This is a genomic window from Tsukamurella strandjordii (assembly GCF_039525985.1).
In the GTDB taxonomy this organism is placed as follows: domain Bacteria; phylum Actinomycetota; class Actinomycetes; order Mycobacteriales; family Mycobacteriaceae; genus Tsukamurella; species Tsukamurella strandjordii.
Map to the genome: position 1 here is coordinate 187987 of NZ_BAAAII010000012.1, position 14941 is coordinate 202927.

Sequence of the window (14941 nt, forward strand, 5' to 3'; positions counted from 1 at the left end):
GGTGACTTCCGCCCAACACACCCTGCCCGTGGGCCTCACGGCCACCGTCACCGTTCCGGCGTCGAGCGCCAACCTCGGCCCGGGGTTCGACACCCTCGGCCTGGCGCTCGGGCTGTACGACGACGTGACCGTCGAGACCACCGACGGCGGCCTGGAGATCATCGTCGACGGCGAGGGCGCCGGCGAGGTGCCCACCGACGAGCGGCACCTGGTTGCCGTCGCCCTGCGCCGCACCCTGCAGCACCTCGGCACCAGCGCGCCGGGCCTGAAGCTGCACTGCGTCAACCGGATTCCGCAATCCCGCGGACTCGGATCGTCGGCCGCGGCAGCAGTCGCCGGAATCGCCGCGGCGGCCGCCCTGGCCGCCGACGCCGACTTCCCGCGCGCCCTCACCGCCGCCGAAATGGTGCAACTGGCTTCGGAATTCGAAGGACACCCGGACAACGCCTCCGCCAGCGTGCTGGGCGGCGCCGTGGTCGCGTGGACCGTTCCCGCCGCACCGGTACCGGACTCCGCGGGCTACCGCGACCAGTCGCTCGGGCACGGGCAGGCCCCGTCGGGCCCCACCCGGTACGACGCGCGCCGGGTGGACGTGCACCCCGACATCCGGGCGTACGCCTTCGTACCCGACGTGCAGTCCTCCACCTCGGTGACCCGCGGGCTGCTGCCGCGCCTGGTGCCGCACGCCGACGCCGCGTTCAACGCCTCCCGCGCCGCGCTCATGGTGCTGGCGCTCACCGCGCACCCGGAACTGCTGCTCGACGCCACCGAGGACCGGCTGCACCAGCGGTACCGCGCGGCCTCGATGAAGGCATCGTTCGAGCTGGTCGAGCAGCTGCGGGCCGGGGGAGTGGCGGCCGCCATCTCCGGTGCCGGACCCACCGTGCTGGCCCTGACCCCGCAGCCCCTGCCCGCGCACCTGTCCGAGGCCGCGGTGGCCGCCGGGTTCACGGTGCACGAGCTCGCGATCGCCGACGGGGTCTCCCGGTCCTGAGCGCCCCGGGCGCACGACACGCGGAGGCCCCTGATTGCCCGGGGTTGACAGGTCGCGCTACCATGGCAGACGTGTCCGACGAATGAATCGGACGCACTTCGGCACCCTTGCCACGAACGCCTGACACTCAGCTCAGAGTTACTGGCACGCCGGTTCCCCCACATGGCCGAGTCGGTTCACGAATCCGCCAACCACACGGTCCGGCAGCCGAAGCGCAACGAATGCACCTCAATTCGTGCCCCATCCCGCGACAAGCACCTGCATGTCATGCACGTGAATCCGTCGAACCGGGGCGCGGTACGCCCCAGATCCGCGCCGCGGCTGGGGAACTGAAAGGAACTCCGTGACCGAAACGGACGTGACCACCAGCCCCGAGACGGCTGCCCCCACCTCGGCGAGCGCTCAGCGCGCCGACGAGCGGCGCCGGTCCGGCCTGAACGGCATGGTGCTGGCCGAACTGCGCACCATCGCCGGTGACCTGGGGATCAAGGGGATCTCCGGGCTCCGCAAGGGCGATCTCATCGCCGCGATCACCGCCCAGCAGGGTGGCGGTGCCGCCCCGGCCAAGGCCCCGAAGGCCGAGAAGGCCCCCAAGGCCGACGCCCCGAAGGCGGAGGCGCCGAAGAACGACGCCCCGCAGGCCGAGGCCCCCAAGGCCGACGCGCCCAAGAACGAGGCGCCCCAGGCCGACGCCCCGAAGAACGAGGCGCCGCAGGCCGAGAAGGCCGACGCTCCGAAGAACGATGCGCCCAAGAACGACGCCCCCAAGAACGAGGGGGAGCAGGGCCAGCAGCGCGAAGGCGGCCAGCGCCGCGAGCGCAACCAGCGCCGCGGCCAGAACAACGCCGACGGCCAGAACGACCGCCAGAACGACCGCCAGGACGGCGGCCGCCAGAACGACCGCGGCGACCGTCAGGACCGGCAGGACCGGCAGCAGGGCCAGAAGAACAACAACAACGGCCCGAACAACCGGAACCAGAACAACAACGGACCGGATGACGACGGCGAGGGCCAGGGGCGCCGCGGGCGCCGCTTCCGCGAGCGTCGTCGCGGCCGCGACCGCAACCAGAACGACGGTGAGCCGCAGGTCAGCGAGGACGACGTCCTGCAGCCCGTGGCCGGCATCCTCGACGTGCTCGACAACTACGCCTTCGTGCGTACCTCGGGCTACATCGCCGGACCCAACGACGTGTACGTGTCGATGAACATGGTCCGCCGCAACGGCCTGCGCCGCGGCGATGCGATCACCGGCGCCGTGAAGATGCCCCGCGACGGCGAGAACGCCGGCAACGAGGGCGGCAACGGCGGCGGCGGAGGCCGCGGCAACCAGTCGAACCGGCAGAAGTTCAACCCGCTCGTGCGCCTGGACAGCGTCAACGGCCAGGACGTGGAGTCGGCGAAGAACCGGCCCGAGTTCAACAAGCTCACCCCGCTGTACCCCAACCAGCGGCTGCGCCTCGAGACCGCGCAGAACATCCTCACCACCCGTGTGATCGACCTGATCATGCCCATCGGCAAGGGCCAGCGCGCGCTGATCTCCGCCCCGCCGAAGGCCGGCAAGACCACGATCATGCAGGACATCGCGAACGCGATCGCCGTCAACAACCCCGAGTGCTACCTCATGGTCGTCCTGGTGGACGAGCGGCCCGAAGAGGTCACCGACATGCAGCGCAGCACCAAGGGCGAGGTGATCAGCTCCACCTTCGACCGCCCGCCGGGCGATCACACCTCCGTCGCCGAGCTCGCCATCGAGCGGGCCAAGCGGCTCGTGGAGGGCGGCAAGGACGTGGTGGTGCTGCTCGACTCCATCACCCGCCTGGGACGCGCCTACAACAACTCCAGCCCCGCATCGGGTCGCATCCTCTCCGGCGGTATCGACTCGACCGCCCTCTACCCGCCGAAGCGGTTCCTGGGCGCGGCACGCAACATCGAGAACGGCGGCTCGCTCACCATCATCGCCACGGCCATGGTGGAGACCGGTTCGACCGGCGACACGGTGATCTTCGAGGAGTTCAAGGGCACCGGCAACGCCGAGCTCAAGCTGGACCGCAAGATCTCCGAGCGCCGGATCTTCCCGGCTGTGGACGTGCACCCGTCCAGCACCCGTAAGGACGAGCTGCTGCTCGCGCCCGACGAGGCCGCCATCGTGCACAAGCTGCGCCGCCTGCTGTCCGGACTCGACAGCCAGCAGGCCATCGAGCTGCTCATCAGCCAGCTCAAGAAGACGCAGAACAACATCGAGTTCCTGATGATGGTGCAGAAGAACAGCGGTTTCGCCGACAGCGAGTAGATCCGGCGAACGAACAACGGCGCCCCTGCGGACATCCGCGGGGGCGCCGTCGTCGTCGGAGCTACAGCGGCAGGTAGGGCGTGATCGCCTTGGCGATCACCACACCGCGCTCACAGTCCCGACCAGGGATCTTCTGCAGGCCGATGTACAGCACCCCGTTCGCCGTCGACTTGTAGGCGGTGATGCAGAAGCCCGGCTGATCCTTCTCCACCGAGGGCACGTCGAACCGCCGCCACTTGTCGCTGCCCTGCACCGGCGTGCCGTTCGGCCAGTCACCCGAGGAGGTGAAGGTCGCCATCTTCACCGAGGCACCCGCGGCCGCGGAATCGTCGCTGCGGCACGCGAACTTCACGCCGTTCGTCTGCCGCTGGCCCGGATCGTCGACCGCCGGGGACAGGCCCAGCGAGGTGAGCACCGAGGCGGGCAGCAGGCACGGATCGATGAAGCCCTCGCGCAGAGTCACGGAGCCGTCCGGTGCGGGGAGACTGGGCGACGCCGATGCCGACGCCGACGGTGCCGCCGTCTGGTCCGGGGACGCCCCGTCGTCCCGGGTGAGCGAGAACGCCACGATCCCCGCCAGTGCCACCGCGGCGATCACCGCGACCGCGATGGCGGACAGCAGCAGGCCGCGGCGCTTGCGCGGCGGTGCACCGGCCGGGCCCTGCTGCGGCCAGCCGCTGTACGGTCCGCCGTACCCCGGCTGCTGCGGCGGGTACCCGGGCTGCGCCGCCGGGTACGGAGGCGGCGTCGGCCGCGACAGGGCGGGGGCCTGCATCGTGGGCACGTCCTGCTCGTGCAGTGCCGGGCCCGCCGGAGCGGACTGCGCGGCGGCCGCCCGCAGCGCCTGCGAGAAATCACGGCACGTGGGGTAGCGCTGCTGCGGCGCCTTCGCCATGCCCCGGGCGATCACCGGATCGACCGCGGGGGACAGGCCGGGACGCAGCCGCGACGGTGCCGGTGGGGGCGTCATCAGGTGATCGCGGATCACCGCGGTACCGCTGCTCGCCCCGTACGGCTTCACTCCGGTGAGCAGTTGAACGGCCGTGCACGCCAGGCTGTACTCGTCGCTGCGGCCGTCGACCGCATCGCCGCTGAGCTGCTCGGGCGAGGCGTAGTCGAGGGTGCCCACCACCATGCCCACCGAGGTCAGATCGCCGTGGTCCTGGTTCTGCCGGGCGATGCCGAAGTCGCCGAGCATCACCCGCGGGCTGGTGCCGCTGGTGTCGATCATGATGTTGCCGGGCTTCACATCGCGGTGCAGCAGGCCCATCCCGTGCGCGTAGTCCAGCGCCGCGGCCACCGCATCGACGATCGTGATCACCTGCTCGACGGGCAAGCCGTGGGGATACTGCGTCAGCAGCGCCGCCGCGTCGCGGCCCGGGACGAGCTTCATCGACATCCACAACCGGCCGTCGTCGTCGCCACGGTCGTAGACCGGCACGATGTTCGGATGGTCGAGGCGGGCCGCCATATCGGCCTCGCGCTCGAACCGGGCGCGGTAGGTGGGATCCGAGGAGAACGCGGACGGCAGGACCTTCAGCGCGTCCACCCGCGGTAGCCGCGGATGGCGGGCCGCGTAGACCGCGCCCATGCCGCCGGCCCCGAGCACGTGCTCGATGACGTATCCGCCGATCACGGTGCCCGGCGGGTCCGTTTCGACCCGACCCTTGCCTGACTCGTCCACGGTGCCTCCCACCTCGCGCAACCACTGGAACGGTAGCCGACGCGCGACTGCCGCGGCGTACCCTCCCGGGGCCCGCCTCCGGGCGGCTCCCGGGGTGCGGGAATTTCTCGTGAGCGGGGGCGTTCTGGCATACTGGAATGTCGGTATCGGTTCCGGTTCACGGTCCTGGTGATCACCAGGGTCGACCCGGCGGCCTAGAAACGAAAAGGACGGCAGAGATGAAGCAGGGGATTCACCCCGAGTACGTGGCCACCACCGTTGTGTGCGGTTGCGGTAACACGTTCGAGACCCACAGCACCAAGGCCGACGGTCGCATCAACGTCGAGGTGTGCTCGCAGTGCCACCCGTTCTACACGGGCAAGCAGAAGATCCTCGACACCGGCGGCCGCGTCGCCAAGTTCGAGAAGCGCTACGGCAAGCGTCCCAGCAAGGCCGCAGCCTCCGAGTAGCCGTCCCGCCGACGCCCGTCCTGCCACGCAGGCCGGGCGTCGGCGCGTTTCTCGGCCTGTTCCCCCGGCCCCGTTTCACCACCGAAGAAGGACTCCAGCATGAGCGCCGGCTCACCCTCCGCGATCGACGACATCCTGGCCGAGTACTCCGGCCTCGAGCAGCAGATGTCCGACCCGGCGCTGCACAACGACGCCGGCGCCGCGCGCCGCGTGGGCAAGCGGTTCGCCGAGCTGGCCCCCATCATGGCCACCCACCGCAAGCTGGAGTCCGCCCGCGAGGACCTGGCCGCCGCCCGCGAGCTGGCGGCCGACGATTCGTCCTTCGCCGACGAGGTGACCTCCCTGACCGAGCAGGTCGAGACCCTCGAACAGCAACTCACCGACCAGCTCGCCCCGCGCGATCCGCACGACAGCGACGACGTGGTGCTCGAGGTGAAGTCCGGTGAGGGCGGTGAGGAATCGGCCCTGTTCGCCGGTGACCTCGCCCGCATGTACCTGCGGTACGCCGAGCAGCGCGGCTGGAAGGTCGAGACGCTGGGCGCCACCTACTCCGACCTCGGCGGCTACAAGGACGCCACCTTCGCGATCAAATCGCGAGGACCCGTCGGCGGTGATCCGGAAGGCAGCATCGACGGCGTATGGGCGCGGATGAAGTTCGAGGGCGGCGTGCACCGCGTGCAGCGCGTGCCCGCCACCGAGAGCCAGGGACGCATCCACACCTCCGCCGCCGGCGTGCTCGTCTATCCCGAGCCCGACGAGGTCGAAGAGGTGCAGATCGACGAGTCCGACCTGCGCATCGACGTCTACCGCTCGTCCGGCAAGGGCGGCCAGGGCGTCAACACCACCGACTCCGCCGTGCGCATCACCCACCTCCCCACGAACATCGTGGTGACCTGCCAGAACGAGCGCTCCCAGCTGCAGAACAAGGCCCGCGCCATGCAGGTGCTGGCCGCCCGCCTGCAGGCCCTCAAGGAGGAGGAGGCGGAGGCCGCCGCGTCGGACTCCCGGGCCGCGCAGATCCGCACCGTCGACCGGTCAGAGCGGATCCGCACCTACAACTTCCCCGAGAACCGCATCGCCGATCACCGCATCGGCTACAAGGCGCACAACCTCGACCAGGTGCTCGACGGCGAGCTCGACCCGCTGCTGGACGCCCTGCAGGCCGCGGACCGGCAGGCCCGGCTCGAGGCGGAGTGAGGCCCAGCGTCCTCGCGGTCGGCGCCACCGCGCGCCTCGCCGAGGCCGGCGTACCGTCGCCCCGCAACGACGCCGAGGTGCTCCTCGCGCACGTCCTCGGCGTTGACCGCGGCCGGCTCATCCTCGCGGACGTCACCGCGGAGCAGTCCGCCGCCTACGACGCGCTGGTGGCGCGCCGTGCCGCCCGCGAACCCCTCCAGCACATCCTGGGCCGCGCGCCCTTCGGCCCGCTCGACCTGCACGTGGGTCCCGGCGTCTTCGTGCCCCGGCCCGAGACCGAGCTGCTCGCCGTCTGGGCCGCGCGGCAGGTGGGCCGCGGCGCCGCCATCGTCGACCTGTGCGCCGGGTCCGGCGCCCTCGGCCTGTACCTCGCGGCGACGGTCCCCGGCGCCCGCGTAGCGCTCGTCGAACGCGATCCGCAGGCTCTGGAGTACCTGCGCGAGAACGCTTCCGGCTCCAGCGCGACGGTGCTCGACCGGGACGTGACCGCGCCCGGACTGGATGCCGAGATCGAGGCCGCGCTGGGCGGCACGGTGGACATGGTGGTGTGCAACCCGCCCTACGTGCCCGACGGCGCCCCGCTCGATGTGGAGGCAGCGCTCGACCCGGCCGCCGCGCTGTTCTCCGGCGCCGACGGCCTGGACCTGATCCGCGCACTGGCCCCGCTGTGCGCCCGGCTGCTGCGCGCAGGGGGAGCGGTCGCGATCGAGCACGACGATTCCAACGGTGCGGGCACCGCCGAGCTGCTGTCCCGGGCCGGATTCGGCCAGGTCGAGCAGCACCGGGACCTCGCGGCCAGGCCGCGCTACGTGACTGGCAGGATGGACGCGTGAGCATCGCGTACGACTGCACCGACCCCGACTCCCGGTCCGCCGGCATCGCCGCCGCCAGGGCCGCGCTCAAGGGCGGTCACCTCGTGGTGATGCCGACCGACACGCTGTACGGCATCGGCTGCGACGCCTTCGACAACCGCGCCGTGGCCGATCTGCTCGCCGCCAAGCACCGCGGCCCGGATATGCCGGTGGGCGTGCTGGTGGGCTCCTGGGACACCATCGACGGGCTCGTCAGCCGCGTGAGCCCCGCCGCCCGCGAGCTGACCCACGCGTTCTGGCCCGGCGCGGTCTCGCTCGTCGTCGAGCAGGCACCCAGCCTCGCCTGGAACCTCGGCGACACCCGCGGCACCGTGATGCTGCGGATGCCGCTGCACCCCGTGGCCATCGAGCTACTGCGCGAGGTCGGCCCCATGGCCGTGTCCAGCGCCAACGTCTCCGGCAAGCCGCCCGCCGCCACCATGACCGATGCCCGCGACCAGCTGGGTGATTCGGTGGAGGTGTACCTCGACGGCGGGCCGGCCGAGCACGCCGTCGCCTCGACCATCGTCGACCTGTCCGGCCCGCAGCCGCGTGTGCTGCGCGAGGGCGCCGTGACCACCGCCCGGGTGGCCGAGGTGCTCGGCGTGAGCGTCGAATCCCTGGCCTGAGCTACTTGGCGATGCCGCCGATATCGGTGATCAGCCAATTCTGCGCCTGATCGATCGTGACCACGTACTTACTGAGCACCGCGCGGCCCTCGGGCTCCTGCGCATAGGTCGAGGTGACCGTGACGTAGGTGTTCACCGTGAACACCGAACCGCGGTGCGCGGACACCACGGCGCCGTCCGTGACGCCCTTCGAGACCCACTGCAGCGGCTGCACTCGCTGCGACACCACGCCCATGTTGGCCTTCAGCTTCGCCGCCAGATCCGGCGAGGTCCCGGCCGTCAGCGATTTCTCCCACGCCCCGAGATCGCGGTAGTCGAAGGTCGCCGCGCCCGCCGCGTACTTCGATGCGATATCGCGCGCCGTGGCCTCGTCGGCCGCCTGCCGGTTCTGTGTCGCGAGTTCCGACTGCGCCCGGCTCGCCCGGCCGTCGGCGTTGCTCCACGCCACCGCGAGCGCGATGGTCGAGGCCAGCAGCGCCACGATGAGCACGGCGCAGAGGACGAACCCGACGATCACACCGGTCGACGACCGGCCCGGTGCCGGGGGAGGAGTGCCGTAGGGCCCGGCGGGAGGCTGCACGGGGCCGGTGTACGGGGGTTGCGGTGCGGTCATGGTGCGATCCTGCCACCGGATACGCAGGAGCCCCGAGACCGGGTGGTCTCGGGGCTCCTGTCGGTATCTCTGCGCTGGGGGCGCTACCGGCTCAGTTGCCGGGCGTCGGCGCCGGGGCCGGAGCGGGCGCGGTCTCGGTCGGAGCCGGGACGGGCGCCGCCGGGTTGCCCTCGGTCGCGACGCCGCCGGGCGAGCCCGGACCACCGACGTCGGTGATCTGCCAGTTGTCGTCCTTGTTGAGGGTGATGTTGTACACCGTCATCGTGGTGCGACCCGACGGTGCCTGCGCATTCGTCACGTCCACGCTGACGTACGCGTTCACCTTGTACACCGGACCCGACTCGGAGCTGACCACCGCGTCCATGACGGTGCCCTTGGACACCCACTGCAGCGGCTGCAGCAGCTGGTTCATGGCGCCCGTGGTGGCCTCGTACTTGTTCTTCAGCGCCGGGGAGACACCGGTGGTCAGCCGGTTGGTCCACGAACCCAGATCGCGGTAGTCGAAGGTGGAGGCGCCGGTGGCGTAGTCGGCCGCGACCTTCTCGGCGTGCGCGCGATCGGCATCGGCGGCCTTCTGGTCGTTGAGCTCGCCGCGGGTCTTGAAGTACAGGAAGCCGAAGATGGCCGCGGCTGCGATCACCGCGATCACTGCGACGGTGATGATCACCGTGGTGGTCGTCGCGCTGGCGCTGGGCGCCGCGGCGGCCGGTTGCGGCGCCGGACGCGGACGCTTGCGCACCACGGGGGCCGCCTCCTCCTCGTCCTCGTCGTCCTCCTCGACGACGGGGGCGGGCTTGGGCTTCTTCTTCACCGGTGCGGGCTTCGCCGGGGCGGCCGGCTCCGTCTCAGCGGCGGGCTCCGTCGTGGTGGCGGGCTCCGTCTCGGTGGCGGACTCCGCGGGCGCAGCGGCTTCCTCGGTGGCCTCGGTCTGCTCGGCCGCCTCGTCGAGCTGTGCGTCGGCGGCGGGGGTCTTGTCGTCCGGGGCGTTCTCAGTCACTTGTCTTGGGTGCCAATCGTGTCGTGGTTCGTGGGCCGCGTCGCGGCCCGTTGCCGGATGGGCGGGCGCCTACTTCTTCGGCGGAATCACCACCGTGAGGTTCGCCGCACCGTCGCTTCCGACGGTCTTCAACGCTTGCGAGAGTAGCGCGGCCACGTCGATCTGCGGCATGACGTCCGTCATCGCCTGCACCACCGGCACCAGCGGCTCGTTGATCGTGCCCAGGTTGGCCAGCAGCTTGCTGACATCGGGCGCGATCTTGAACAGGTACGGGTTGATCGACTTGGTGAGCACGTCGGGCGAGCCCGAACCCTTCATGAGGATGTCCAGCGCCTTGAGCAACTCGACGTCCTTCGTCACGAAGGTGGCGGTCGCGGGGCCGAAGGCGTTGAGCGAGGTCGGCAGCCAGGACATGTCGGACTGGTAGTTCTGCGTGTTCTCGAGCATCCGCCGGATGTTCGGCATCCGCGCCATGATGGTCTGCGCCAGGATGTTGCCCGCCGCCTCGATGTTCGGCAGCTGTCCCTGCGTGTTGCTGGTGGCCTGCGCGAGGGTGGTGGTGATGCCGCCCAGGTCGGTGGAGTTGATGCTGCCGGTGAGCCCGGCGATCAGCTTGAAGGTCTCGGGCAGCGGCAGCGGCTCCTTGACCTTCGCCGTGTCGATCACCGCGCCGTCGTTCAGGTACGGGCCGTTGAGCGAATCCGGGAGGAAGTCCACGTACGGCTCGCCGACGGCGGAGAGCTGCTCGATCTTCAGGCCGGTGGCCTGCGGGATCTTGTACTTCCCGTCGTAGCGCAGCGTGATCTCGACCTTGCCGTCGCGGCGGTCGATCGACTGCACATCGCCCACCTTCACGCCGCGCAGCAGCACCGACGAGCCCTTGAGGAGCTGGTTGGCGTCGTTGAGTTTGAGCGTGGCGGCCTTGTAATCGGTGAGCGGGCGCCAGTTCAGCACGGAGAACGCGATGTACCCGGTGCCCAGCACCATGACCAGCGCGAACGTGAGGAGACTGAAGAACGTGCTCTTTTTCACGGAACTGCTCCCACCATGCGAAGGTTCTTGATCGTCTGTTGCGCGGCCTCCGCGGTGGGGGTGCCCCCGTTGGTGCCCATCTCCTTGACGTTGACCTTCGCACCGCTGGCGAGGAACGGCAGGATCTTGTTCTTCAGCAGATCCTCGAGGTTGGCGAGATTCGCCTGCCGGCCGTTCATGTTCGGCCAGCCCGGGAACATCAGCGGCTTGATCACGCCCGCCACCACCGCGGTCGAGCTGTCCAGCAGCGGCGCGGTGAAGATCAGGGGAGCGAGCGCGTCCGACAGGCGGCTGAGCACCCGGATCGCGCCCGTGGTCAGGCTCAGCGAATCGCCGAGCCAGTTGTCCGAGGGCTTGAGCAGCGCCACCAGCAGATCGTCGTTCGAGTTCACCGTGTTCACGAGGTTGCCCACGGAGGTGATCGCCTGGCTGACGTTGTCGTTCTGGTCGCCCAGGTCGACGACGGTCTGCGAGACCGTCTTCATCAGGCCCGACAGCTGCCGCGGATCCGCGGGCAGGTTGTCGTTGATCCGCTTGAACGTGTCCTGCAGCTGCATGAGGCTGCCGCTGCCGAGGAAGTTCGCCAGGTCCCGGAGGATGTCCTCGATCTGGGTGGGCGGCTTGGTCTGCGCGAGCGGCACGGTGTCGCCCGCCTTGAGCGCGGTGCCGGGCTTGCCGGGGGTCGACTTCAGCGCCACGTAGGTGTCGCCGAGGATCGTGTCCTGCTGGAGCGTCGCGGTCACCGTGTTCGGCACCTGCACACCGTCGTTGATCTTGACGTCGACGACGGCCTTGCCCTCCTGGAGGGTCACCTTCTGCAGCCGGCCGGAGTTGACGCCGTCGAACACCACCCGCGCCTTGTCGGGCAAGTTGAGGACGTTGGAGAAGTCCAGATGCAGCGTGTAACCGGAGCCGCCGCCGGGCTGGCCGGGGGCGGGGATCGACGACGGGTTGAACGTGCCGGCACAGCCGGTGAGCAGGGCGCCGGCGGTCACCGTGGCCACGCCGACCTGCGCCACGCGCAGGGCACTCTTCTTGGTGGGGATTCGCATCAGTACGCCGCTCCCGTCGCGCGCAGGACCGTGGAGATCAGCTCCACGTTGACGTGGCCCGGGTCTGCGACGGTGCACTGTCCCGGTGCGAACCGGTTCAGGTTGTTGCAGGTCTGGGCGGGATTCTTGGACGGCACCAGAGCTGACGGCGGCCGGTAGGTGATCTTGGTGGCCAGCGTCTTCTTATCGACGCTCACCTGGAAGGCCCGGATCAGCGGCGGCAGGATGTTCAGCAGATCACCGAACTGCTTGCTGGTGGCGGCGAGCACCGTGGTGGTGGGCACCGTGATCTCCAGCAGCGGGGCGATGAACGCGCCGTACTTGTCGAAGATGGTGGACAGGGTCTTCAGCAGCGGGACCAGCTGCGGGAAGGCGCCGATACCGGTGTCCATCAGCGGCTCGCCCACGTTCTTGATCCGGAACGCGTACTTGGTGAAGAAGTCGCGCATCTCGCCCCAGTTCTGCACCAGGCCGTCCGACGCGGGAGCGAAGGCGTCGAGGATCGCCGCCACATCGCCCATGCCGGGGCCGGGGTTGCGCATCAGCTCACCGAGCTTGTTGGTGGCCTCGGAGACCTGCGGGCCGGTGCCCTGGGTGGCCTTGTTCAGCGCCGGGATCGACGCCATGGCCTTCTTGAACTCGTCGTCGCCGCCGGCCTTGGTGAGGTCGTTGACCACGTTCGAGACGGCCTGCAGCGATTCGGTGATCGACAGCGGGGTCTTGGTGTTGGTGATGCACTTGCCGGTGCCGGGCTGCCACGTGGGCCCGCCCTGGTAGGTCTCGAGCAGCTCGATGCGCCGCTGGGCCACCAGCGAATCGGCGACCGCGACCACGCCCACGTTGGTGGGCAGCTTGCGGTCGGCGGGGATCTCGAAGCCGACGCGGGTGGTGCTGCCGTTCGGCGTGATGTCGGTGATCTTGCCGATCGGGTAGCCGAACTGGGCCACGGTGTTACCCGTGTACAGGCCGACGGAGTTGTCGAGCTCGGCGCAGTACGCCTGCGTCTTCGTGGTCAGGTTCTTGATCGAGAAGCCGCCCACCACGGCCACGACGGCCACGATGACGACCAGCGCCGACATCGCGCCGCGGGAAGCGAGGAACTTACGCATCAGCAGGACACCCCCGGGGTCGGAATGCAGACGTTGGTGGCGAGGAAGGTGCGCTCCGACTGGTTCATCTGGATCGTGCCGTCGGGCGCGATCGTCTTCTGCAGGTTGGCGAGCATCTCCTTGGCGTTCTTGATCGCCGGATCGGCCTGCTTGACCAGTTCCCGGGCCTTGGCCACGAGTGCGTCGAACCGGCTCGCCAGCGGATCGACGTTGTTGAGGTACACGTTCAGCAGGGGAGCGAGGCGCTGCACCAGCTGGGTGGTGTTGGTGAGGTAGCTCTTGAAGCCCGCGAGGTTCACCTCGGCGGCCGCGAAGAACATGCTCATGTTCCGCATCAGCGACAGCAGCAGCTGGCCGTTGTTGTTCACCGTGGTGGAGTACTCGGCCATCACCTTGACGAAGTCGCCGGCCTGATCCTGCTGGCGCAGGATGTTGTCGAGCATCCGGTTGAACGTGCCGATGGTGTTGCGGATCGCCTCCGGCTGCTCCTCCAGTGCGTCGTTGAGATCGCTCATCGACTGGCGGATCGGGGTGGCCTGGAGCTTCTCGACCTTGGGCGTGGCGGCCTGGAAGGTCTCGAGCAGGCTGTAGGGCATGGTGACCCGCTCCGGCGGGATCGGCTTGCTGCCCAGATCGGCCGTGCCCATGGGGTTGAGCGCCATGTAGTAGCCGCCGACGGTGGTGAGCATCTTCATCGAGACGGTGGTGGCGTCACCGAGGAAGATGTCGTTGTCGACGCGGAACTTCACGCGCACACGGTCGTCGAGGAGCTCGACATCGGAGACCTTGCCGACGCTGATTCCGGCGACGCGGACGTCCACGCCGCTCTGCACGGCCTGCGCCTCCTTGAAGTCGGCGGCGTACTCCTTGGTGCCGGGCTGGAAGACGAACAGGTAGCCGGCGATGGCGAGGATGATGATCGTGGCGACCGCGCCGAAGATGCCCCAGTTCAACTGGTTCCGGCGTTCCTGCGTCGCCGTCGGCATCGGCCGGTTGAAGAGGTTCACTTTGCGTTGCATACCGTCACCTTCTGACCCGCGACGAACAGATTCATCATGCCGGGCAGCTTCGCCTGACCGTTGGTGCACTTGAGGGAGACGGCACCGTTGGCCTCCGGGCGAGTGCCCTCGTTGAGCAGTTGGACGATGCCCGGGAGGGTGGCCAGCGCATTGACCGCCTGCTCGGCGAGCGGCATCGCGTTGCTCACGATCGCATCGAGCGGGGGGTTCTCGTTCGGGGTGAGACCGAGCGCGGCGAGCAGCGCGTTGGTGCGGCTGACCACGCCGGAGGTCTTGTCCGACCACTCGCGCATCGAGTCCACGTTGCTCGCCAGCGTGCGCGCGAACAGTTCGAGCTCGGTGATCACCTTGGTCAGGCCGGGGGAGGCGCCGCCGATGGTCTGCGAGATGGAGCCGAGGTTCGTGATCAGCTGGGTGAGCACGCGCTGGCGGTCGTTGGTGACCGTCATCAGCTTGTCGAGCGAGCCCAGCAGCGGGCCGAGGCCGTCGCCATTGCCCTGGATCACCGCGAGCACCGACTGCGACAGATGGTTGATGTCGTCGGCGTTGAGCGTGGACAGCACGGGCTTGAGGCCGACGAAGACCGTGGTGATGTCGAACGAGGACTGCGTCTGCTTCTCGTCGATGGTCGAACCGGCCTGCACCACGGGCGCGGTGCTCTTGGCATTGGTCTGGACCTCGAGGAACCGGGAGCCGGTGAGGTTCTGGTACCGGATGGCGAGGATGTCGTCGGCGCGGAACTTGCGGTCGCGCTGCACGGTGAACGAGACCGCCGCGTTCGACAGGCGGTGATCCGAGGACTGCTTGACCGCGACATCGGTCACCTTGCCCACCTGCACACCGAGCATGCGCACATCGTCACCCACCTTGAGGCCGGAGACGTCCTTGAAATCGGCGTGGAAGGTGTCGAGTTTGCCCGCCGGCGGACGCGTGAGCGCCTGCATGATGAGCACCAGGATCAGGATCATCAGGGCCGCGAAGACCACGATCTTGATGGCCGTTGACTTTATGGACTTCATGCTCGG

14 protein-coding genes are annotated in these 14941 nt (G+C 69.3%); 6 read left to right on the forward strand and 8 right to left on the reverse strand.

Translation table 11 applies throughout. From position 1 onward, the window contains the following. Nucleotide 1: 1 nt before the first annotated feature. Both thrB and rho read left to right on the forward strand, forming a co-directional pair. On the forward strand, nt 2-994 hold the full coding sequence (gene thrB / locus ABD108_RS19915; protein ID WP_343931199.1) for a homoserine kinase: 993 nt from the start codon (nt 2-4) through the stop codon (nt 992-994). Between the two features lie 343 nt (nt 995-1337). Next, nucleotides 1338-3284, forward strand: a complete 1947-nt coding sequence (gene rho, locus ABD108_RS19920) for a transcription termination factor Rho (protein ID WP_425579806.1) — start codon at nt 1338-1340, stop codon at nt 3282-3284. Nucleotides 3285-3345: 61 nt separating this feature from the next. On the opposite strand, the gene ABD108_RS19925 is transcribed toward rho, so the two are convergent. Then, nucleotides 3346-4980, reverse strand: coding sequence for a serine/threonine-protein kinase (locus tag ABD108_RS19925; protein WP_343931209.1), 1635 nt, complete (start codon nt 4978-4980; stop codon nt 3346-3348). 206 nt (nt 4981-5186) lie between these two features. Here ABD108_RS19925 and rpmE point away from each other — a divergent pair, with 206 nt between their 5' ends. The 4 genes from rpmE (at nt 5187) to ABD108_RS19945 (ending at nt 8094) form a co-directional block, all read left to right on the forward strand. Beyond that, nucleotides 5187-5417: a 50S ribosomal protein L31 gene (gene rpmE / locus ABD108_RS19930; RefSeq protein ID WP_220658354.1), complete on the forward strand. Its 231-nt coding sequence runs from the start codon at nt 5187-5189 to the stop codon at nt 5415-5417. A 99-nt stretch (nt 5418-5516) separates the two neighbouring features. After that, a complete protein-coding gene (gene prfA, locus ABD108_RS19935) occupies nt 5517-6614 on the forward strand; it encodes a peptide chain release factor 1 (RefSeq protein ID WP_343931200.1) in 1098 nt (365 codons plus the stop codon). Then, the gene (gene prmC / locus ABD108_RS19940) at nt 6611-7447 is read left to right on the forward strand and encodes a peptide chain release factor N(5)-glutamine methyltransferase (protein ID WP_343931201.1); all 837 of its coding nucleotides are present in this window, start codon (nt 6611-6613) and stop codon (nt 7445-7447) included. The genes prfA and prmC overlap by 4 nt, the downstream gene beginning before the upstream one ends. Beyond that, nucleotides 7444-8094: an L-threonylcarbamoyladenylate synthase gene (locus ABD108_RS19945; RefSeq protein WP_220658357.1), complete on the forward strand. Its 651-nt coding sequence runs from the start codon at nt 7444-7446 to the stop codon at nt 8092-8094. Before prmC ends, ABD108_RS19945 begins: the two co-directional genes overlap by 4 nt. A gap of 1 nt (nt 8095) precedes the next feature. Here ABD108_RS19945 and ABD108_RS19950 read toward each other — a convergent pair whose 3' ends face one another. The 7 genes from ABD108_RS19950 to ABD108_RS19980 form a co-directional block, all read right to left on the reverse strand. Continuing rightward, nucleotides 8096-8707: a hypothetical protein gene (locus ABD108_RS19950; protein WP_220658358.1), complete on the reverse strand. Its 612-nt coding sequence runs from the start codon at nt 8705-8707 to the stop codon at nt 8096-8098. A 91-nt stretch (nt 8708-8798) separates the two neighbouring features. Further along, nucleotides 8799-9704: a hypothetical protein gene (locus tag ABD108_RS19955; protein WP_343931202.1), complete on the reverse strand. Its 906-nt coding sequence runs from the start codon at nt 9702-9704 to the stop codon at nt 8799-8801. 69 nt (nt 9705-9773) lie between these two features. Next, nucleotides 9774-10736, reverse strand: a complete 963-nt coding sequence (locus tag ABD108_RS19960) for an MlaD family protein (RefSeq protein ID WP_343931203.1) — start codon at nt 10734-10736, stop codon at nt 9774-9776. Continuing rightward, nucleotides 10733-11788 (reverse strand): MlaD family protein, encoded by a 1056-nt coding sequence (locus ABD108_RS19965; RefSeq protein WP_343931204.1) that lies wholly within the window; start codon nt 11786-11788, stop codon nt 10733-10735. Before ABD108_RS19965 ends, ABD108_RS19960 begins: the two co-directional genes overlap by 4 nt. Further along, entirely contained in the window at nt 11788-12897 is a 1110-nt protein-coding gene (locus ABD108_RS19970) for an MlaD family protein (RefSeq protein WP_220658362.1), read from the reverse strand. The genes ABD108_RS19965 and ABD108_RS19970 overlap by 1 nt, the downstream gene beginning before the upstream one ends. Further along, on the reverse strand, nt 12897-13916 hold the full coding sequence (locus ABD108_RS19975) for an MlaD family protein (RefSeq protein ID WP_220658363.1): 1020 nt from the start codon (nt 13914-13916) through the stop codon (nt 12897-12899). The genes ABD108_RS19970 and ABD108_RS19975 overlap by 1 nt, the downstream gene beginning before the upstream one ends. Then, nucleotides 13901-14935: an MlaD family protein gene (locus tag ABD108_RS19980; protein ID WP_220658364.1), complete on the reverse strand. Its 1035-nt coding sequence runs from the start codon at nt 14933-14935 to the stop codon at nt 13901-13903. Before ABD108_RS19980 ends, ABD108_RS19975 begins: the two co-directional genes overlap by 16 nt. Nucleotides 14936-14941 lie beyond the last annotated feature (6 nt).